Genomic DNA, 23,037 nt, shown 5'->3' on the forward strand with positions numbered 1-23,037 from the left:
GATAGTGAAAAACTATTAGCTAAAACTAAATATAAATTCAGTTTTCTTTTTAAAACAACAAGCTAACTTTAGAGCAATAAAAAATACGCCAATAGGCTGAAAATACTGGCTTTGCATAGCACCTATTTGTAGCTATAACGATAAATAAGGTATGATAGACCCGCTTTTTTATCGTGTAATCGCCACTCATAGGCTGCATAAATAATAATTATAATAAGCGGCATACAAATGAGTACTCAAAGTGAGTTGGGCGGGTTACATCAACTTTCGATGGTTATTGTTACTTTGAAAAAAAGACTATTAAAAAACAGAGACTTGGTTAAATGATAAACCGATTAAGTTGGCTATTACTGTTTTTTTGTCTTTGTTTTTCGTCGCTTTGCTTAAGTGATGACAATCCCGAGCAACCTTTTTTTAAAGTCTCTCCCACGGTGTGTGTGACAGACGCGAAACAAAAAGCCTGTGAATTTAATATACAGATTCATTTTCGTGTTGCTCCCTTTAAAGAGCTTTGTTTAGAGATAACTCAGCGTCCACACTATACGCAGTGTTACAAACAAGGTGGTTTAATTGTCGAGAAATTAACGATTAAGACTGAGCATCCGCTGACGGTCAAATTAATTAATCCATTGAACAATCAAGTTGTTAAGCAACAACTACTGTCAATAGCAAGCTATGAAGCTAAAGATTACCGTATAAAACGGCGCTTTGGCTGGAGTTTATAATGCAGCATATTTTTTTAATTGAAGATGATGTGAAATTAGCAAGCTTAATTCAAACGTTTTTGTTAAAGCATGGCTATACCATAGATGTATTTAATACTGCTGAGGCGTACCGTAGCAGTGAAATCACCTTCATGCCATCACTGATTATCTGTGATGTGATGCTACCGGATGGCAATGGTTTTGAGTTAATTTCTCAATTGAAAGAAAAATACAGTTGCCCTGTCATTTTTCTAACGGCGCTGGATTCTGTGCAATCACAAATTAAGGGCTTAAACCTAGGTGCTTACGACTACCTTGTAAAACCCATTAAGCCTGAACTGTTACTCGCCAAGATAAAAACGATTATTGCCCACACCGTTGGCCAAGATAACTTTTCACACCAAATTGACATTTTGCGTATCGATACTAAAAAACGCGATATCTACTTTCATAACACAGCGTTGAATCTCAACGAAAGTGAATTTGAAATCATTGCTTACCTTGCTAAAAATACCCCACAACCAGTTTCTCGCGAAGTCTTATTCAAACATGTTATTGGCCGTGAGTATGACGGACTTGACCGAGCGATTGATTTAAAAATTAGCCGTTTACGCAAAAAGCTTAAAGAAACCATTAGCGATCAAAAAGAAGCGTTAGATATCAAGTCTGTACGAGGTAAAGGATACAGCTTGGATATTTCAAAAATATGAAGCAGCAATTTTTTAAGCTCTATTTAATTATCACAGTAAGCTTAATTGCTTTAGTTTTAGCTTTTGGCCAGCTTTATAATCAGTTTTTTTCTGAACAGATCCCCAGCGTACAAATCAGTGTCGCAGAGCTTGCGAAAATTGCAGAACAAAAAGAAACGAGGATCAGCTCCTTTAATCAAAATGAGCTTGTATTACCTAATTCATTACAAGCCAGTTTCGATAAAGATGGCATTATCAGCGTCACCGAAAACAATCAGCAGTTTATATACTTAAAAGGAAGTAATGGCAGCATCCAAAAAGTTGGCCCCATTTCTTTGATTTCTCAAGCAAAGACTGACTGGTTTGCATTTTTTGCCTTTTACTTTTTACTTGGCGCGATGATTTTGTTGTTCATTCGCCCGGTCTTTCGTGATTTAAGCCTATTACAACGCGCAGCTTACCGCTTCAGCAAAAAACCGCAACGGATAGAGCTTGATATAAAACCTAACTCATCCATTGCGCCATTAGCTAGCACCTTCACCCATATGTCTGAACGCATCAATAAATTTGTTCAGCTACATAACGACCTATCTCGTATTATTTCCCATGAAATTCGCACGCCCCTTACCCGAATGCGCTTTGCTTTATCGATTGCCGATTTGGAATCGCAAGAAAGTAGCCAAATAGAACGCGATATTGATGAGATTGAATTACGCTTGGAGCAATACCTATCGTTCGCTCGCTTAGAGCACCAACAAAGTGTGTTTAATCAAGAGAAAGTTAACTTAACTAAACTGATCAACACAGAAATTGCTAAATTTGATTTATACAAAGAACTTAAATTTACGCCATCCCTTGAGGTAGAGACAGCCTATTGCGAAGCAAGCTTTATGGCTATTGCAGTACAAAACTTACTGATCAACGCCACAAAATACGCAAAAAACACTATTTATATAAGCAGTGCAGAACAAGCAGGCTATTACTTTATAAGCATTACTGATGATGGACCTGGCTTACCAATTAATGCGGATGCGCTCATTGAACCTTTTAAACAAGGTGAAGGAGATAAGCTTGCGAGTGGCTATGGATTGGGACTTTATATCGTGCATCGTATTGCCAGCTGGCATGGCGGTAAAATTAGCTTAGCTAACAGCTCACAAACAGGCGGTGCAGAGATCACCATTCGCTGGCCTAAAAGTGGTAAGTAATACCTGTAAAACCTGAGAAGTAACCATTTTTATTGATCATGTGTGAGTTAGCTAAGTTGCTATCAAGCCATGTATGTTTGAGTTTGAAATCAAGCGTGAAACTATCGCTAATAGGGAATTCGTAACTTACTTTTAAATAATAGTTAGTGGCACTTTCTAAGTTGTAGCTTAGTAAACGGGTTTTGCTTTCTGATGGACTCACCGTGTAGTAATAATCGATCAGCTCTTCATTTTTGTAATTAATGCCCGCCTCAATGCCAGCAGTACCAGAAAACAGTTCAAATACTTGATAGCCGTTTAGCAGGATTTCATAACCATTATGAACATTGGTTACATCATGGACATAGGCTGCACTTAACCACATTGCATCGAAGACGTTTACCGCAGATGACAGCCCCGCCATGTAAGAAAGGTCACGCTCTATAGGTGTTAGGTTAATCGGTGATGCGGTGGGTAATGCCGGTCGCCCAGAGCTCGAACGAACAACACCGGTGGCATAGAGTTTATCTACCCCATCCAGCTCAAAGAAAAAGCCATCATCATTAAAGCGCCCCAGTAAATCAACGTAAAAGTTCTCTGTTTCATAGAGGCTGTAGCCTAAAGAAAAGTCATCGAAATACCAGTTATCACCATAATAAGCAAAGCTTGGCAGGATTGGCGAAGTGACGTCATCGGCATCAAGTACCGGGTTCTCAATGCCCCCGTAACCCACTGTGATGCTGGCATGGATTGTCGACTTTTTAATTAATTGTTGCTGTTTAATATCAGCCTGCGCAAACGCAGTTGATGCAGATAAACAACACACTAAGCCAAACAATTTCTTCATTAACGCAATTCACCTTTATGTCATAATTAAGAATTATTATGACAACTCTATACTACTAAAAACTATTTAGTCTTTACCCAATCGGGAACGATCATATCGTTTGCGCGCTTTATTGTATAATTTTTTTGACCAACAAAACGGCGTAGACAGCTGATTTACGCCCCATATTCAAACTAACACACTGAAAAAAATATAAAATAGCTTGTACATTTTGCTACATAGGTTTTCAGTTGTTAGTTATTCTTTTTGGTTATTAAAATATACAACACGATTTTCTAGACCAAAAAAAGGGCCCGAAGGCCCTTTGTCACATAACATACTTAGGGAGTACTTAGCCTCGTTTTACGCGGCGACGAACACCAGCAAAACCAGCTAATAGAACAGTTAACCATGCAAGTGAACCACTTGATGATTTCGCTTTTTCTTCAGGAACCACGGTTGTTTCTTGTGCCGTTACCGTCACAGCAACACCAAGTTCCATCGCTTCAACACCATCACTTACTGTGACAGTGAACTGATGCTCACCAGCCGTTAAGCCTGATACTTCAGTGATTGCTGATGTTGGGCTTGCGATTGTACCTGGGCCTTCCCATGAGAAAGTTAACTCATCGTTATCTAAATCATGTGATGCTGATGCATCTAGGGTAATCACGCTGCCTTCAGTCACTTGCTGAGCACTTGCTTCAACAACCACTACCGGTGCGTCATTGACTGCTTCAACCGTTAACATAAAGGTCGTGCTTGCAGCATCTGATGGATACTCAATATCAGACACCACAACCGTTACTTCAGTCTCACCAGAGAAGTTTTCATTTGGTGTAATCGTGACTGTATCGCCATCAACTTCATAGGTTACGTCATCAGAAATTACCGAGATTTCATTCTTCGAGTTCTTCTCATCAATGTGATGAACCTCGAAGCTAATTGGTGTTTCTTCAGTTGTTACCATGTCATCAAGGGCTACAACAGTGATGTTGCCAGGAATGGCCAGTGTTGCCGTTGAAGTCATGTCGTTAAGACCTGAGATTGCCGCTTTAGCTTCAATTTCAAGTGTTTGACCTGCAGCTGATGGCATTACTTCTGCCCATGCAGTCACTTCAAATTGTGATGACTCTGGACCTACATAGTCCATACACACCACGTAGCCATCGCTGATCACTTCATCTAGGTTGTTATAAGCGATTTGAATACCACGGTAGTTTTCAAGTGGACCATACTCATACTGGGCACCACGGAAACCTTGTAAACCGATACTACCTGCAGGACGTGTCGACCCATAATCTAGGTTATCGTATGCATAGTAAATTTCATGCTCACCTTTACCAAAGCGTGTATTTGCATTAAATAACACTTGGAAATCAAATGAGTTATCACGTTTGGTGTAAGTGTATTTACCCGTTGTGCGGTCGTACACTGGATCGTCATAGTCTGATGCGTTATCCCACTCAACAATACCCCAACCTGTTGCGGTACTTGCGAGTGAAATACCTTCGCTAGACGATAAACCAACTGACATTACTGAGCGTAATAAGCCACTATCTGTGAACTCCCAACCACGCCATAATGGACCCATGTTCTCATATGGGAATGAGTTATAAGGGAACGGATTATGTACCGGGTAGAAGTAACGGCTACCATTGGTATTCACTGTACCCATACCACGAATTTGGATTATCGAGTTTTGGATATTGGTATTTTCAGCATTGTTATACAGGCTAAATGTGTCATAAGCACCGTTGTATAAACTTGCGATTGGTAACGAATAACCACTGCGTGAGTTGTAAAGATTGTTTTCATCGAAACCAGATAGAATTGGCGTAATACCAAACTCTGATAAATCAACATAACCACCCGGGTTTGAGTTACCAAAATCAGGCGTACGACACATTTCATCGGTAATGTTATCTGTCACGATATAATCAGGCTCAACATCGCGGGTATCTGCTTGCGTACCTGTTACAATCACTTTACCGTCTGCAATTTCAACATTGATTTCTGATGCTGTAGAAACCGCAACGTTTTCAGCTTTGATATCAAGACCTGCAGGGATAGCAAGTTCCAATGAGAACTCACGATCAGCACCTGAGTTATTCGCTAACACTTCAAACGTGTAAGGAACCATATCGCCTACTTTTGCACCTGTATATGGCGCATCAAGGTGAGCAACATCGTTACCACGGTTTAGCTTAAATGGAATAGACCCTAGGTTGCCATAGTTCACAGCCGAAGTACCTACATCTAATAGTGAGTAGTACACGCTGTCAGCGTCAAGATCCATATCCCAGTTTACTGTCATTTCAACAGTATTTTGGCCATCACTACCCGGCAGGCTTGCAGTCATACCTGATGCAACTTGGTCTGACACAACCGCAGTCGCAATTTCAAAAGTTTCTTCAACTGCATCTACTGACGATTTATTGGTGTTATAAACAACAACCCAATACTCACCTTCTTCAGGATTATTAATATTACAGAAGTTTTTATAAATCTTATGGTTTGATACACACAAGATTTCGTCTTGTGGCTGTACAATACCATCACCGTTGTAGTCTTTACCTACATAGATGATAGGATTACCTACATTTAAAGTGCCTTCAAGTTCAGACTCAACACTCACTGTTTCTGCAATTAAGCGTTTTGAATTTGCAGGTACCGTTACAAATTTAGCAAATGTTGCTTCATCTAGAATATCTGCCGCATCCACTTCGTCTGTGCGATTCATAGCCCAAGGGAAAGTACGGTCATCATCTTTTGGTAAAGTCACCGTGGTGATGTCTGCTTTTATAGGCTGATATGCACGTGCTACAGGTGCTTCAACACTTGGTAAGACGATACCTTTAGCAACATAAGTACCTACGTTTGAGTGAGCTGTCGTCTCTAATGATGATGGTAAGTTACCACGGTCATATTTAAACGCGACAGGCCAATGTGCATCTGGAATGTCCGCTTCTTCAGCTTGGAAAACAAGGTTTGTATGAAGCTCAACTTCAGAGTTACTAAACCAATCTTGGGTATCCATGATTGATGCTTTAACTATGATTGTTTGTGTTTCACCTTTTTTCAGCGAGAAGGTTTTCGGGAAGATATCAATGTTTACGCCATTTTGCTTACCTTGCGTATTTACGTCAAACGCCCAGTTTTCTACATCTTCGTGGCTTACCGTCCAGGTACCATCTTCTGTTGCTTTAATGGTACGAACCCATTGACACTCAGGTGCACATGAGAAGTTAACTAGGTTTGGTAAGTTTAATTTATGTGGCGTACCACCATTATATGGATCAGCAGCTAAGAAGTTATCCGCGCTTTCATCCATTACAAAACCCGCTTTAGCAGCCAATGCAACATTGATGCGACCTGCACCTGAACGGTAGATTTTCGCATCTGCTACAACATCACTTTCGCTATTTAAACGGTGATATTTAACAACGTTTTCAGCGGTCATTGATAATGCAGATTGAATTTCAGCCGCCGTCCACTCTGGGTGAATTTGACGTAGTAACGCCATTGAGCCGGCAACATGTGGTGATGCCATCGACGTGCCGCTGATCGCTGCATAATCTTGACCATGTGGAGTTACAAACGGATGCTCATCAGAGTATGCCGCGTAAATATCAACACCTGGTGCTGCAAGCGTTGGTGCTAAAATTTCAATGTTTGAATATGATGGACCACGTGATGAGAAGGTTGCTAACCAATCCGCATCGTCCGTATCAACGCGACGTTCAATTACTGTTGGCTTGATGGTGATCATATGACCTTTTTCTGAGTAGCTATCTACCCAGTCTTCTAAGCCATCTTCTGGATAAACACCATTCCATTGGTCATAAGTAAAGTGAACACCCGGTAATGAGTAACCTTCAGCTACAGTACCTTGGTCACGGACACGGTTGAACATAATGAAACCATCTGCACCACCGGCTTTCACATGATCAACTTTTGCAGTACGGGCATTGGCTGCTGAGTCGTTTGGATCGTGGCGTTGACAGATCACAATCACATTGGTGCTACCATCAGCCGCACCTGCGATTTCGGTGCCATCTTTGTAGAAATTAAAGGTATTTTCTGGGTAATCTGCTGTACAGTAACCGTTGTAATCTTTAAAACCATCTACGTCTGCATAGTCTTTAGCCCAAACAACAACACCGGTAATTTCTTCACTGTTGATTGAACCACCAACAAGACCGGTTTCTGACCAGCTAGGTACTTCTGAACCCAAAGTTTCGTCAGCAAAACCTGCATATTCAACCGCAGTTTCGACAGCAACAGTACGACCATGCGTTGTTGCTGCAACTTGTGCAAGCCAAGGAGACGAGTTATCTAAATAACCAAAGCATTCAGCTGCGCCACATGCTTGACCACTGTTACCTGCTGCCGCAGCAACATTGATACCTGCTTCACGCGCAGCTAAGAATGCTAGTTGTACTGGATCAGCCCACACATTTGAATCAGCACCACCAATTGAGAAGTTGATTACATCAACACCATCAGAAATTGCATCTTCGATACCCGCAACAAGTGCTTCACCAGGACAGCCTGCGTATTCTTCACTTGATGGGTAACATACTTGATATGCAATGATATTTGCATGCGGTGCAACACCTGAAATTTCAGGGAATAAACCTTCTTTTAAGATATTACCATCGGTATTTTCACCGTAGCTTGCTAGCATAAATGGCACGTCTTTAACGACGTTACCCGCAGCTGTTGAAGCAACGTGCGAACCGTGACCTTGATAATCTTCACCAATTGCAGGCCAGCCTGGGATCATGGCATCAAATGCATCCGTGATCACATCATAAGAACGCACACCGATTAATTTATTATTACATTGAATTTCTTCTGGTTCTTCAACACAGTCACCTACATAAACACCTGCGCCAAACGGGTTTTCATGTTCATAACCATCGCCACCTACGGCAGCAAATGAAGGGTGGTCTGAGTTAATACCGGTATCGATAATACCTACGATTTGACCTTCACCTTTACCTTTGATGCCACTTGGAACACTTGAGCCATCCCAAATTTGATCCGCACCGATATGCTTAGGGCCTTCATCAGAAAGAAGATCATAGTTTTTCGAACGCATCACAGAAACAACTGCACCAAGTTCTGCAACGCGCATTGCTTCTTGCTCTGTCATTTTTACAGAGAAACCATTTAATGCTTTAGTGAATTGACGGCGCATCTCTGTGCGCCCCGTCACAGCTGTCACGCTTTGCATTACAGTACGTTGTTTTGAAAGTAGTTTATTTTGATAATCAGTCACGGCTGAAACTGTCGCTTGACCTTTCTCAAATACTTTTGAAACGCCTTGTGCTTGAAGTGTTTGCGATAATGGCGACGTTAAATCGCGGGCTTCAAGTGCCACTGAATTATCACGTAAACGAATGATATAAATATGTTCGCCATCAATACCTTCTTCTGTGAATTTATTCGCTTGGCTATTTAGCTGAACATTCAAACCATCGTTTTGCAGCATGTTGCTAGAGTCACCTTGGTTAATCTCTTTGCTAAATGCTTTTACTTCTTCAAATGTGATGTTTGGTGCTTTTAATTGGTGTTTAACTTGATTGTTATCAACACCCACTGCGTGAGCAGCACTAGCACTGTAGAGAGCTGCGGCAACAGCAATCGAGAGTGTTTTCACTTGCATAAAGTATCCCCTGGATAGTTAATTAGAATAATTATTCAAGCTTGTGAACATCCATTTCACTGCTTGCGATTACAATATAACCACAGGGACAATTAAATTTAGGTGTACATTTGTGTAGCGTTTTGTACATACCGTTAACATTAAAATTACTTTATAGCTGTAAAAACATACCCCCATACCAATGTAAGGTAATAATAATAAACGAAAAAAGGGCCAAGAGGCCCTTTTGTTAAATCACTCATTTTTGCAAAGATTAGTCGCGTTTTAGCTTACGACGTCTTACTCCAGCAAAACCAGCAAGTAGTACAGTGAACCATGCAAGTGAACCACTTGAACCTTTTTTAGAGTCATCCTCTGGTTCAGGCGTTACTTCTGTTGGTTTCTCAACGCCATCTGAGTTCACCGTTAACACAAACGATGTTTGCGCTTTATCAGATGGATTTTCGATATCTGATACCACCACAGTTACCTCAATGTCACCATAGAAGTACTGATCTGGTGTAATCGTCACAGTATCGCCTTCTACAACGTAGCTTGCATTTTCAGCAATAATTGAGATTTCATTTTTAGAGTTTGTTTCGTCGATGTGATGTACTTCAAAACTGATTGGTGTCTGCTCTTCAGTTACCATATCATCAATTGCTACAACAGTGATGTTACCTGCAACTTCAATGGTATTTGTCACAACTTTGTCAATCGTTCCCGACATTTGTGTACGTGCTTCAAACTCCATTGTTTGCCCTGCACCGCTTGGTAAAACTTCCATCCAAGCCGTTACTTCAAATTGTGAAGATTCAGGACCTACGTAGTCCATACATACAACAAGATCATCTTGAATCACTTCATCTAGGTTATTGTACGCAATATCGACACCTAAGAAGCCTTCTAACGGACCGTATTCGTTAATAAAGCCTTTATAACCAGCGATACCGATACTACCGCGTGCATCTGTTGAGCCAAAGTCGATATTATCGTAAGCAAAGTAGATTTCATGCTCGCCTTTACCAAAGCGTGTTTGTGCATTAAAAATAGTTTGGAAATCGAAGCTATTGTCGCGACGCACACCTTCGTACAGACCGGTTTCACGGTTGCGGTTAAACTCACCGTAGTCAGCTGCGTTATCAAACTCAATAATTGCCCAACCACTTGATGTACCAGCAACAGTAATACCTTCTGATGAACTTAAGCCCATTGAAATAACATCTCGGTTATAACCGCCAGTTCCATTACCCCAGCCACGCCATAATGGTGCAATATTCTCATACGGGAACGAGAAGTATGGGAACGGGCTATGCGCAGGCGTTAAATACGGTGAACCTAGGTTATCGATAGTACCGATACCTTTAATTTGGAAAAAGTTGTTATACCAGTTTACGTGATCATAGTTATTGTAAAGACTTAAACGGTCCCATTGACTACCCCAAACTTGAGTTACAGGAATAATCCAACCACGACGATAATTTGGTAAACCACTACTATCAAAACCTGATAACACAGGTGACATGCCAAACTCGCTCAAGTCAACATAACCACCCGGATTTGAGTTACCAAAATTAGGCGTGCGACACATTTCGTCAGTGATGCTATTTGTCACGATATAATCTGGTGCAACATCACTGGTATCAAGCTGCGTACCAGTAAGTACTAACTTACCATCAGCCACTTCAACATTGACATCAGTTGTGCTCGAGATAAGTACGTTATCTTTGTGCAGTGCTAAACCATGTGGAATATCAAGCTCAAAGCTATATTCACTATCGATACCAGTGTTATTCGCCAATACTTCAAACGTTACTGGGATATAGTCGCCCGCTTTCACTTTTGCTTTTGGTGAATCAACATGGACGTGGTCTTTACCACGAATAAGTTTAAGTGGAATTGAACCTAAATCGCCCATATTTGTCGCAGAACTGCCAACATCAACCAGCGAGTAGTAAACGCCATCAACGTCCATTTCCATATCCCAGTTAATAGTCATATCAACTGTGTTAACACCATTGCTTTGCGGTAAAGTAGCACTCAACTGCTCTGATACTTGCCCAGATACAACAGCTGTTGTGAAGCTAAATGTCTCAATAATATCGCCTTCTGGGTAATCATTTTTGTATGAGTTATAAATAACAGCCCAATATTCACCCTCTTCAGGGTTATTGATATTACAGAAGTTGTTATAAAGTTTATGGTTAGATACACATAGGATTTCGTCTTGAACTTGAATCTGACCATCACCGTTGTAGTCTTTACCTACATAGATAAGGGCATTACCAGCATCGTTTGTGCCAGCAAGTTCTGATTCAGAACCCATGATTTCAACCGTTAAACGCTTACTGTTAGCAGGTACACTGATGAACTTAGTGAATGTTGCCTCATCCAGTACATCACTCGCATCGACTGAACCTTCAACACGATTAATCGACCACGGATAAGTTTTGTCGTTATCTTTAGGCAATGAAATCGTTTCGACTTCTGCTTTCACAGGCTGATATACACGCGCAACAGGTGCATCAACATTTGGTATTGAATGTTAGGTGCAGTAAATGATCCTTGATCAGTGTGGATCACCTTATTTAAGCGCGATGGTAAATCACCACGGTCATATTTAAATGCCATTGGCCAATGAGCGTCTGAAATACCTTCTTCAGCGGCTTTAAAGTGTAAGTTTGAATGCAGCTCAACTTCTGAGTTACTAAACCAATCTTGGGTATCCATGATTGATGCTTTCACAACGATAGTTTGCGTTTCGCCTTTTTTCAGTGAGAAAGTTTTTGGATAAACCTCAATGTTTACACCATTTTGAACAGCTTGTTTATTGGTATCAAATGACCAGTTCACCACGTCACCGTGCTCAACCGTCCACGTACCATCTTCAGTTGCTGTGATAGTACGAACCCACTGACATTCAGGTGCACAAGTAAAATCAACTAGGTTAGGTAAGTTCAATTGATGTGGAGTACCACCATTGAATGGATCTGCAGCTAAGAAGTTCTCTGCTGTTTCGTCCATTACAAAGCCTACTTTAGCAGCTTTAGCAACATTAATACGACCTGCACCAGCACGGTAAATTTCAGCAGTATCAACGACGTCAGTTTTATCATTTAAGCGATGGTATTTAACCACGTTATCAGCAGTCATGGTTAATGCTGACTGCACTTCAGTGGCTGACCAATCAGGGTGAATTTGACGAAGTAACGCCATAGCACCAGCAACATGCGGAGAAGCCATAGACGTACCACTAATTGCGTTATAATCTTGACCGTGTGGCGTTGTAAACGGATGCTCATCTGAGTAAGCCGCAAGAATGTTCACACCTGGGGCAGCAAGTGTTGGGGCAAGAATTTCAACATTAGAATAAGACGGACCACGTGATGAGAATGTTGCTAACCAGTCAGCATCTTCTTCATTTACTTGGCGTTCAATCAAGGTCTCTTTGATAGTGATCATGTGACCTTTTTCTGAAGAACTATCAACCCAGTCTTCTAAACCATCATTCGGGTAAACACCATTCCACTGATCATATGTAAAGTGCACACCCGGTAATGAATAACCTTCAGTCACAGTTGCTTGCTCTCTATCACGGTTAAACATGATATAACCGTCTGCACCACCCGCTTTTACGTTATCTACTTTTGCAGTACGTGCGTTAGCATTAGGATCGCTTGGTTCATGACGCTGACAGATAACAATAACATTAGTGCTACCATCCGCTGCACCCGCGATTTCAGTGCCGTCTTTATAGAAATTAAAGGTGTTTTCTGGGTACTCAGCAGTACAATAGCCATTGCTATCTTTGTAGCCATTTACATCTTCATAGTCTTTAGCCCAAACAACCACACCGGTGATCTCATTGGCATTCACCGCACCACCGATTAAACCAGTTTCTGACCAACTTGGTACTTCTGAACCAAGCGTTTCATCGGCAAAACCAGCGAACTCTACAGCCGTCTCAACAACAACAGAACGACCATGCGTTGTAGCTGCGACCTGAGCAAGCCACGGCGATGAGTTATCAAGATAGCCAAAACATTCAGCTGAGCCACATGCTTGACCACTGTTACCTGCGGCTGCCGCAACGTTGATACCCGCTTCTCGCGCTGCTAAGAAGGCAAGTTGTACAGCATCAGCCCACACATTTGAATCAGAACCACCGATAGAGAAATTGATTACATCAACACCATCAGAAATCGCATCTTCGATACCTGCAACCAATGCCTCACCCGGACAACCCGCATAGTCAGCACTGTCTGGGTAACACACTTGATAAGAGATGATGTTTGCGTGCGGTGCAACACCTGAGATTTCTGGGAAAACATCTTCTTTGATGACAACACCGTCAGATTGCTCACCTAATCCCATTACCATGTAAGGTACGTTTTTAACTACGTTACCCGCTGCTGTTGAAGCAACGTGAGAACCGTGACCACCGTAATCTTCACCAATGGCTGGCCAGCCTGGGATCATGGCATCATAAACATCAGTGATCACGTCATAAGAACGCACACCAATTAGTTTGTTATTGCATTGAATTTCTTCAGGTTCTTCAACACAGTCACCAACGTAAACACCGTCGCCAAACGGATTTTGGTGCTCATAGCCATCACCGCCAACGGCTGCAAAAGATGGGTGATCTGTATTAATACCGGTATCGATAATACCAACAATTTGACCTTCACCTTTACCCTTGATACCGCTTGGTACACTACTGCCATTCCAAATTTGATCGGCACCGATATGCTTTGGACCTTCATCAGACAATAAGTCATAATTTTTAGAACGCATCACCGTTGCGACACTGCCAAGCTCGGCTACGCGGCGAGCTTCTTGCTCAGTCATTTTTACAGAGAAACCGTTGAGTGCTTTCGTGAATTGACGGCGCATCTCAGTACGGCCTGTTACAGCGGTTACAGTGCTCATCACTGTTTGCTGTTTGCTTAATAACTTATTTTGATATTCAGTTACCGCAGCAATCGCTGGTTGGCCTTGTTCAAATACTTTGCTAACACCTTGTGCCTTCATTGTGCGGGCAAGCGGTGATTCAAAATTACGCGCTTCTAGAGCAACTGAATTTTCACGAAGTGTCACAATATAAACATGCTCGCCATCAAGGCCTTCTGCGTTGAATTTGCTCTTTTGGCCATTCACTTGCACGTTTAAACCGTCATTCTGCAGCATGCTATGCGAGTCTGCGGTATGAAATTCTTCTGTTAATTTGACGATTTCTTCAGTCGTGAAACTAGCTGGCTTTAAAACATTTGCTTGTTTAAATGGTTGGTCTATACCGACAGCATGAGCTGCACTGGCGCTATAAATTGCTGCTGCAACAGCAATCGATAAGGTCTTAACTTGCATTAGTATCCCCTGGATAGTTGGTAAGTATAGTTATTCAAGATTTGTGAATATCCATTTCACCACTTGTATAGACAATTCAATCACAAAGGGGGTTAAAAGAAAGCTACATGCGTGTAGCATTTTGTACTTAGGGTTAACAAATAAATTACCTAAAAAACGAAAAAATCAATTTTAAGCTTATAAAACAAGCCATAACGCTAATCTAAATTTATCAGCCGCTATTAGAATGTGAACTTTTTATCGTTTTATTTAAGAGCTAATTAATCGACAAAGTTAACAAACATGCACATTCAGTTACATTTTCAAGCGCATTTTAGTCATATTAAAATGCATGATTAAATGCATTTATTCAGTTTTAACCAACAATTTTTTACAACACATATGCACTTTTAGCGATAAAGTAAGAAAACTAAATTGAGGTGAAAAACATGACTAGACTACTAATTTTACTCATCACCTTTGCAACTTTGTCAGCCTGCGGCAACATAGGTATAAGACTAAACAGCCTCTATAATTTGTTTACCTATGAATTTGAAAAACAGCGATTACAAGAATTTATAAGTGAACAACAGGCTATTGAAAGCGGCGCCTATTATTTAGGTGACGTTGAAGGGCTTAGTTGTCTTGGTGAACGCTCAGTGAAATCTGGTGGCTACAACCCTACAGAGGTAAATAGTATCGCTATTGAGCAGCTAAAACTTGAAGTAGTAAATCGAGGCGGTAATGGCTACTGGGTAGAAAGCTGTAAAGACTTTACCAGTGACTATCAAAACTGCGATGTTGCGACTGTATGTAAAGGTAAGGCGTATAGTTACTGAGGCCCACTTCGCTTTATTTATTACAGAACTGGCACTTTTAACAGCTACAGCTATAAACAAAAAACCGAGCATAGAGCTCGGTTTTTGGAAGTTTCATCACGATTATGCTTGTGGATAATCGCGGTATGCACGCTCAATGTTTTTAGCTTGCTTTTTAGACACACCAATATGCGCTAATGCTACACGTAAACGAGCACGTGATAAGTCAGAGCCTAAAATCTCCATCGCATCAAGTACTGATGTTGAAGATGTCTTACCGGTGATCGCCACAAAGATTGGCTCAAGGAAGTCTTTAATCTTCAATTCATGGAAAGTGGCCACTTCTTTTGCGATAGCAAAAATCGCTGGTTTTTCCCAACTGCGTAACCCTTCTAATTGCCAGATGAAGAACTGTAACGCTTGGCGCGTTGCATCTTCACCTGCTTTACCTGCGGTTAATAGCGCTGGGTCATAGCTTGGGATACCACCTACAAAGTGACCAGCTAGGTCAACCATGTCAGAAAGCGTATTAATACGCGTTTTTGCTTCTGGCAATACTTTAGCGAATAGCTCAGTATTAAATTTCCAATCAACAAAACGTTGCATTAATTCTGCATCAGATAAGTTTTCACGGATCCACATACCGTTTAACCAGCTAAGCTTATCGATATCGAAAATAGGGCCGCCTAGCGACACACGTTTCATATCAAAGTGCTCAATCATCTCATCTAGTGTGAACTTTTCACGCTCATCTGGCATTGACCAACCCATACGGCCTAAATAGTTTAATAGCGCCTCTGGTAAGTAACCCATTTCTTTATAGTAGTTGATTGAAGTTGGGTTTTTACGCTTCGATAACTTTGATTTATCTGGGTTACGAAGAAGCGGTAAGTGACCAAGTACCGGCGCTTCCCAACCGAAGTCTTCGTATAATTTTAATAGCTTAGGCGCTGAATTGATCCACTCTTCACCACGGAAAATGTGGCTAATTTGCATGTGGTGATCATCAACTACGTTGGCAAGGAAGTAAGTTGGGAAACCATCCGCTTTAAGTAGCACTTGCATGTCTACGTTTTCCCATGGGATCTCAATGTCGCCACGTAGGTAGTCGTTAAACTTAAACGTGCCTTCGCTTGGGATCTTCATACGGATTACGTAAGGCTTACCCGCTTCAAGGTTTGCTTTAATTTCATCTTCAGAAAGATTTAAACCACGACCATCGTATTTAGGGCGCAGGCCTTCGGCCATTTGCTCTTCACGCATTTGGTCTAGTTCTTCGCTCGTAGCAAAGCAATAAAACGCTTTACCTTGTTCAACAAGTTGATGCGCAAATTTCTTATATAAATCGCTACGCTCAGACTGACGGTATGGACCAAACTCACCGCCTACATCTGGACCGTGATCCCAGTTTAAGCCTAACCATTTCAAGCTATCCATAATAGCTTGCTCTGATTCTGGCGTACTACGAACTTGGTCCGTATCTTCAATACGTAACACAAACTCACCGCCTTGCTGCTTAGCAAAACAGTAGTTAAATAATGCGATGTATGCAGTACCTAGGTGCGGGTCACCTGTCGGTGACGGAGCAACACGGGTGCGAATTGTCATGGTTATATCTCTCAAAAGACAATTAAAAATTTGCCCAAATGCTAGCACAGCACGGGCTATAATCGAAGTGAAAAGCCGCTTTAAGCAGCGACTTTATCTAAATAAGCAATGATATCGTTTGATTCATACAACCAAGTTACTTGGCCGTTTTCTTCAATACGTAAACAAGGCACTTTTACTTTTCCGCCCTGCTCTAAAAGCTCTTGGCGAAATTGCTCGTTGCCTTTGGCATCACGAGTTTCAACTGAAAGACCTTGGCGTTTAATTGCACGACGTACTTTCACGCAAAATGGACAAGCTTTAAATTGATATAGCTTAAATTGTGATGTTACTGAATCAAGCGCCGCTTGCTCTGCTGCTGGACGCTTCTTACTACGTGGTGTGAATACAAAATCAAAAAACAAAATGATGCGGCCTAACAACCAACGAACAAACTTCATCTTACCTTCTCAATAGGGCTCTAAAAAATAGTGGGCAATTTTAACACAGCAAAGCGCGCTGCAACACCTTAAAACAGCTCTATTGAATCATCTTGAGGTTGGCTTTGTTGAATATCTAACTCGGAATAGGCAGTCACGCGATTGCGGCCCATATTTTTAGAATGGTATAAGGCTTTATCGGCTTTTTGGACCAGACTGGCAACCATTTCAAATTCGTAGATTGGCATAAAACCGCTACTCACTGTTAAGTTACCGACTTGCGGGAAGGGGTATTCTGCTACGCAGCCACGAAAGCGATTAAGGGCATTACGGGCATCGAGCTCGTCACTTGCTTGAAATAACACAGCAAATTCTTCGCCGCCGTAACGAAAAACATAATCTTCAAAGCGAAAGTTATTTTTTAATAGCTGCGCCACTAACAAGATCACTTCATCGCCAATAACGTGACCATAGTTATCATTTACACGTTTAAAGTGGTCTATATCGACCATAGCCAAGTACCAATGACGATGCTTAGAGTCAGGTTCAATATGTTCTATTGCAGCATCGGCTGCAATTTCAATCACTTTTTTATCAAAGGTTTGTCTGTTTAAAAGTTCAGTTAAAGGGTCTAGTTGCGACTTATAAAGTAACGACAGTTGATTCGCATAGATATTCAGCATGTAGATGGCGAGCATACTACAGCGCTCTGAAAGCTCTTTTTCAGACTCAATAACCAGTACACCAACCACATTGCCCATGTAATAAATAGGCACATAAGTAGAAATAAAACCGTAGTTGCGACTGATGCGAATTTTATTACGGCTTACTTTTTCGATGAGCTCATTGACTTCATGTTCACTGAGCTCTTCGATAACCGAATCTTTATTTAGCAGTCTTGCAGGAAGGCCAGGTTTAAAAAACTTATTGATGTAAATAGCGAAACGAGAGAATTCATCTAATTCACTCACGGCATTAATAAGCGCCTGATCGAGCTCAGGCTCTTCTTCTTGTTGGGTAATTTCTACAACCCAGTCATGTCCGCAAGCGTTAGCCGCCATTTAAAAGTCCCCAAAACCGCATATTACTTTAGTTTAGTTAACTTTATCAGAATTACTAAAAAACTATAACAAAATCATATCATCTCGGTGAATTACTTCACTGCTTGGTGCAAATGCAAGCAACTCAGTAATTTGCGATGAATGACAGCCCTTTATTTGATCAATTTCTTGGTGGTTAAAATTAACAAGACCTTTAGCAATACATTGCCCTTGGCTTGTCACCACTTCAATCACATCACCGCGCTCAAACTGCCCTCGCACACTTTTTACGCCTTTTGCCAAAAGGCTTGCGCCACGTTCTTTAAGCGCAAGGCTTGCGCCGTCATCAATCACTAATTGCCCAGTGCTTTTAGGCCCTGCTAGAAGCCACTTTTTACGGCCATCTTTTGGTGCGGTGAGTTTTAAAAAGCGCGTACCTGGAAGCTTATCAGCCATGCAATTTAAAATCACATTCTTGCCTGCCCCTTTAGCAATAATTACCTCAACACCAGCACGACGTGCAATATCGGCCGCTTGCAGTTTGGTTGCCATACCTCCGGTACCTAGGGTTGTGCCACTGCCACCAGCGAGCTCTCTGAGTTCATCATTAATGTGAGACACTTCATTGATTAGTGTTGCATTGGCATCAGAGCGAGGATCGCCTGTAAATAAGCCTTCTTGATCAGTTAACAATAACAGCTTTTCAGCATTCGCTAATATTGCGACTAAAGCAGATAAGTTATCGTTATCGCCGACTTTAATTTCGGCGGTGGCTACAGCGTCGTTCTCGTTAATAATTGGCACCACATTGTGCGCTAGAAGTGCATTCAAGGTATCGCGGGCATTTAAGTAACGTTCACGGTCTTCCACATCGGCGCGGGTCAATAGCATTTGTCCAACATTCACACCATACAAAGCAAACAGACTCTGCCAAATATGAATAAGCTGTCCTTGGCCGATTGCGGCAAGCATTTGTTTTTCAATCAAAGAACGACCACAGGGGGTAATGAGTTGCTCGCGACCTGCAGCAACCGCGCCGCTTGATACTAAAACAACCTGATAACCCTGTTTTTTTAATTCACAACATTGGCGAACAAGTTCAACCATGTGTGCTTTATCTAATTTGTCGGTACCGCCTGTCAGCACGCTTGTGCCCAGCTTTACAACAACGACGTGTGGCCTTTGCATTTGATTCTTATATTCTGCATATTGAGGGAGTTTGGGTATATATATACCAGCTAACAATTTTTGAACAAGTTAAAAAAATTCATGCTAGGATCGCGCTCTCGTTTTTTTACTCAATAGCGACACCTATGCCAGCCAGTTTATGCTTAATTATCGCGACCTTTTTATGGGGTAGCTCCTACATTGCATTAAAGCATGCAATCAATGTTTATGATCCTGTGTTAGTCATTTTCTTAAGAATGCTAACCACGTTATTGATTAGCTTATGTTTATGGCGCTATGTGATCCGCTTTGAGTTCAAACCAGGTGACTGGAAGTACTTAATTGGTATGTCACTGGCTGAGCCTTGTTTCTATTATTTATTTGAAGGGCATGCTCTTGAATACACTTCAGCATCGCAAGCTGGGGTAATTGTCTCTTGTTTACCAATTATCGTCGCTATTTTGGCGTTCTTAATATTAAAAGAGTACATCAGTAAAGCCATCGTCGTTGGTTTTACCTTGTGTATTGGTGGCAGTATTTTATTAACGCTATTATCACCAAGCACTGAGCAAGCCCCTAACCCACTGCTTGGTAACTTTTTAGAGTTGATGGCGATGGTGTGTGCCGCGTTTTATACCGTGAGCGTAAAACACTTAGTCGCCCGTTACTCACCGCTGACCTTAATAGCAATTCAAGGGTTCAGTGGTAGCTTATTCTTTGCGCCTTTTTTATTTTTCATCGAACTACCCAGCGAAAATCAGCACGACTTAAGTGCCCTACTGAGCATTTTATATTTAGGCTCATGTGTCACTTTAGGCGGCTATGGCATGTACAACTACGCCATTAGTAAAGTGTCGGTATTAACCGCTGCGGCTTATTCAAACCTCATTCCAATTTTTGCGTTAATTTTGTCAGCTATTTTACTTGGCGAAGTACTCACACTATGGCAATGGGTGAGTATTGCAGTGGTATTCGCCGGTGTTATTGTTAGTCAACGTCATCAAGAGCTGAAAGTTGACGTAGACGACGATAATTTATCAGCCGACACCAATAGCCTAAACTCTGTCCCTGAAGCTAACGAGTCAAAAGGGTAACAGGTTAATAAATAAAGGCCTGATTGTGCTAAAAAGCCCTGTTCACTTTGATGAATAACATCAATGCTACGAACTTGATAGTGCTCAATCTGGCCATTTTGCAACTGCATACTGAACTGCTCACCCACTGCAACATGTTTTAAAAATGCAAAGTGGGTGTCGTTATGGCCAGCTATTAACACCCCTTTTGTGCTGCCAAGTTCACCACTTGGTAAAAAATGCCCGGGGGCAAACGCGAGGTTTCGCCCCGATGCACCAGCAAGTACAGTCAATTCTTGCTGCTGGCTTGGCCAATTTATGTGTGCAGTGACATAACCATCGGCGTAAAACCAAGGCCTTACTTGCTGATTAGGACTTAGCAAAGCTTGCTGCCAAGCAGACTCAATCAAGGCCTGTGCCAGCCAAGCTTTTGCCTGCATATAACCGCCATTAGCAAGCAATGCGATACCAAGTAAGGCGCTGCATACCGGCAGCGCTTTTTTTAACGTCGCCATTGCCATAACCACGAGAAAGAAAGCAACAACAATCCAAGTAACATAAACACCCGGCTTTGTCCGTCGGTTTGCGGTAGCGTCATGCCGTTAGGAAGTTTGTTTCGCACTTGCATTGAACGCTCTGCAATCTCATTCCCCGCATAGTTATCAACTGCAATAAAGGCCGTAAAAGGGCTAAGTAAATGATGCTGAAGTGCTAATGTTTCGACTTCTGCGCGTACCGCTTGTTTTTCGTTATAAAGCAGCAGCGATTTAATTTTTTGTCTGGCCCAGAGTCTAGCGATACCTTCGCCGTGTGCAGCATTGGCAGTTGCTAAATTAATCGTCATTGGCCCTGTGTTTGTCTGCCCCTTTAATGTTAAGTGCTGACTGCCATCAAGCTTCACGGCAACCAAAACCGGCTCTGAAAAATACAAGTCAGGTAATGGCGATGGCCAATACTCAAGGGCTACTTTGTCGCCTTCAAGAGCAAGCTCAGTAACCGCGGGATGGGCCAGCTTATCAAAAAGTAGCTGCATTTTTGGCTGTACTTGGCTGGTGCTACTTATAAAAGTAAATGTACCACGACCAATGTCAGCAGCTCTGGTCATAAAAAAGCTATTAGGCGCGCTACCAATACCGACGGTAAAGAGTCGGCTGTCACCTAAATCTGTTTGAATTTGTTTAAATAGCTGCGTTTCGTTACCCACACTGCCATCGGTTAAAAACACCACTTGGCGTACAAAGCCATCATGCTGTTTACCATCAAGTACCTGAGTTAGTGCTTTTGCGATTTCAGTGCCGCCATCAGCTTGTAAGCCATAAATAAAGCGCTCTGCACGGCGAATGTTAAAGTCATTAGCAATCATTGGCGTGTCACTTAACACTGACACTTCGTTATCAAAGCCGATGATGTTAAAACTATCATTTTCATCCAATAACGAAAGGGCATAAAACAAGGCTTGTTTGGCCTGCTCCATAGATTGACCATGCATTGAGCCGGAGGTATCAACAACAAACACCATTTCACGAGGCAGACGAGCTTGCGAGGTAAAGTGATCGCTTGGCGGTACTAACATCAGTAAACCATATTCTTGCCCTGCTACTGTTTCGGTAAAAAATGCAGCCTGAGAGTGGGCTTTATCAAGGGGTTTAAATGTCAGCTCAAAGTCTCTATCCATTGGAACATCACGATTAAGTGATAATTGATAGCGACCAAAACTTGGGTTATCGATTTGCATACCCGCTAAATTAGCGCTGATATCACTGAGTTCAAGGCCAATATCCATCGCAATTGCAAGGTTTAGGCTCGCATCAGACTCTTGGCTTTGTGCACGATGAAAAACAGGCTTTAGCCACGCTGATGCCACTTGCACTGTGTTAGCTGTTGTGTCGTTCTGTTGTTCTGTGTCTGTTGTTTCTAGATTCGCTTTTTGCTGCAGTTCTGCCGTTAAAGGTTCGTAGCGCGGTGTAATAGTGGTTGGAAAACGCAGTGAAAACACACCATCTCGAAAACCGATTATCTCTTGATATTGCAAGGTAATTTCAATCTCTTCCCCTGCTCCAAGGTTTGCCACATCAGTAGAGAAAATATTCGCACGCTGCTGACGAACTAAAGCGGCACGTTTACCCTGTTTTTGAGCTTGCTCAAATTGCTGTTCTGCCTGCTGTTTAAGGGCAATGTTACCGGTGATAATGCGCTCACCAATTTGCATTTGCATGGCATGAACTGCACTTTCATCAGGTAACGGAAACACATAGCGTGCATTAACCGCAAACGGGTGCGGGTTTTGATAACGTTGTTTAACAACAACATGATTAATAAGCCCAGTGAGCGTCATAGTGACATCGTTTTTCACTAATAAGCCCGACGACACTTGGCTATTTGAATCATCATAAAAACGCAGTTCGGCACTGGCATTGGCTGCAAATGCAGGGTTAACTGCATAACCTAATAAGAGGATAAAAAGGCTCCCAAAAAGGAGCCTTTTGGTACGGTTACTCAACATAATA

At 41.8% G+C, this 23,037-nt stretch carries 15 protein-coding genes; 5 read left to right on the forward strand and 10 right to left on the reverse strand.

The genetic code is table 11. From position 1 onward, the window contains the following. The first annotated feature begins 323 nt into the window (after positions 1-323). From C2M33_RS15060 to C2M33_RS15070, 3 genes are read left to right on the forward strand one after another with little or no spacing between them, the layout of a single operon-like run. Positions 324-725, forward strand: coding sequence for a DUF3019 domain-containing protein (locus C2M33_RS15060; protein WP_138625483.1), 402 nt, complete (start codon positions 324-326; stop codon positions 723-725). Next, entirely contained in the window at positions 725-1,414 is a 690-nt protein-coding gene (locus C2M33_RS15065; RefSeq protein WP_063703328.1) for a response regulator transcription factor, read from the forward strand. Before C2M33_RS15060 ends, C2M33_RS15065 begins: the two co-directional genes overlap by 1 nt. Beyond that, the gene (locus C2M33_RS15070) at positions 1,411-2,601 is read left to right on the forward strand and encodes an ATP-binding protein (protein WP_063703326.1); all 1,191 of its coding nucleotides are present in this window, start codon (positions 1,411-1,413) and stop codon (positions 2,599-2,601) included. The genes C2M33_RS15065 and C2M33_RS15070 overlap by 4 nt, the downstream gene beginning before the upstream one ends. Here the strand turns inward: C2M33_RS15070 and C2M33_RS15075 are convergent. From C2M33_RS15075 to C2M33_RS21500, 4 genes are all read right to left on the reverse strand, one after another. Further along, a complete protein-coding gene (locus C2M33_RS15075) occupies positions 2,585-3,427 on the reverse strand; it encodes a MipA/OmpV family protein (protein ID WP_063703325.1) in 843 nt (280 codons plus the stop codon). The genes C2M33_RS15070 and C2M33_RS15075 overlap by 17 nt on opposite strands. Positions 3,428-3,758: 331 nt before the next feature. Next, positions 3,759-9,080 carry a S8 family serine peptidase gene (locus C2M33_RS21420; RefSeq protein ID WP_105174816.1) on the reverse strand — a complete coding sequence of 1,774 codons (5,322 nt, stop codon included), beginning with the start codon at positions 9,078-9,080 and terminating at the stop codon, positions 3,759-3,761. 253 nt (positions 9,081-9,333) lie between these two features. Further along, positions 9,334-11,556, reverse strand: a complete 2,223-nt coding sequence (locus tag C2M33_RS21120) for a GlyGly-CTERM sorting domain-containing protein (RefSeq protein ID WP_158685594.1) — start codon at positions 11,554-11,556, stop codon at positions 9,334-9,336. Further along, positions 11,553-14,426: a S8 family serine peptidase gene (locus C2M33_RS21500; RefSeq protein WP_158685595.1), complete on the reverse strand. Its 2,874-nt coding sequence runs from the start codon at positions 14,424-14,426 to the stop codon at positions 11,553-11,555. Before C2M33_RS21500 ends, C2M33_RS21120 begins: the two co-directional genes overlap by 4 nt. A 428-nt stretch (positions 14,427-14,854) precedes the next feature. Here C2M33_RS21500 and C2M33_RS15090 point away from each other — a divergent pair, with 428 nt between their 5' ends. Then, positions 14,855-15,244: a hypothetical protein gene (locus tag C2M33_RS15090; protein ID WP_105174817.1), complete on the forward strand. Its 390-nt coding sequence runs from the start codon at positions 14,855-14,857 to the stop codon at positions 15,242-15,244. A gap of 102 nt (positions 15,245-15,346) precedes the next feature. Here C2M33_RS15090 and gltX read toward each other — a convergent pair whose 3' ends face one another. The 4 genes from gltX to proB all read right to left on the reverse strand — a co-directional run bounded on the left by gltX (position 15,347) and on the right by proB (position 19,478). After that, positions 15,347-16,831, reverse strand: coding sequence for a glutamate--tRNA ligase (gene gltX, locus C2M33_RS15095; RefSeq protein ID WP_063703318.1), 1,485 nt, complete (start codon positions 16,829-16,831; stop codon positions 15,347-15,349). Positions 16,832-16,911: 80 nt separating this feature from the next. Further along, positions 16,912-17,271 (reverse strand): glutathione S-transferase N-terminal domain-containing protein, encoded by a 360-nt coding sequence (locus tag C2M33_RS15100; RefSeq protein ID WP_054560852.1) that lies wholly within the window; start codon positions 17,269-17,271, stop codon positions 16,912-16,914. 68 nt (positions 17,272-17,339) lie between these two features. After that, positions 17,340-18,311, reverse strand: coding sequence for a GGDEF domain-containing protein (locus C2M33_RS15105; RefSeq protein WP_105174818.1), 972 nt, complete (start codon positions 18,309-18,311; stop codon positions 17,340-17,342). Positions 18,312-18,374: 63 nt separating this feature from the next. Further along, positions 18,375-19,478 carry a glutamate 5-kinase gene (proB, locus tag C2M33_RS15110; protein ID WP_063703313.1) on the reverse strand — a complete coding sequence of 368 codons (1,104 nt, stop codon included), beginning with the start codon at positions 19,476-19,478 and terminating at the stop codon, positions 18,375-18,377. A gap of 125 nt (positions 19,479-19,603) precedes the next feature. Between proB and C2M33_RS15115 the strand changes: the two genes are divergently transcribed. Continuing rightward, the gene (locus C2M33_RS15115) at positions 19,604-20,551 is read left to right on the forward strand and encodes a DMT family transporter (protein WP_105174819.1); all 948 of its coding nucleotides are present in this window, start codon (positions 19,604-19,606) and stop codon (positions 20,549-20,551) included. On the opposite strand, the gene C2M33_RS15120 is transcribed toward C2M33_RS15115, so the two are convergent. Then, positions 20,458-21,045 (reverse strand): class GN sortase, encoded by a 588-nt coding sequence (locus C2M33_RS15120; RefSeq protein ID WP_105174920.1) that lies wholly within the window; start codon positions 21,043-21,045, stop codon positions 20,458-20,460. The genes C2M33_RS15115 and C2M33_RS15120 overlap by 94 nt on opposite strands. Next, complete coding sequence (locus tag C2M33_RS15125) at positions 21,033-23,033, reverse strand: marine proteobacterial sortase target protein (RefSeq protein WP_105174820.1); 2,001 nt, start codon at positions 23,031-23,033, stop codon at positions 21,033-21,035. Before C2M33_RS15125 ends, C2M33_RS15120 begins: the two co-directional genes overlap by 13 nt. Positions 23,034-23,037: the final 4 nt, after the last annotated feature.

It is taken from the genome of Pseudoalteromonas sp. T1lg122 (genome assembly GCF_002964825.1).
Classification (GTDB): Bacteria; Pseudomonadota; Gammaproteobacteria; order Enterobacterales; family Alteromonadaceae; genus Pseudoalteromonas; species Pseudoalteromonas gelatinilytica.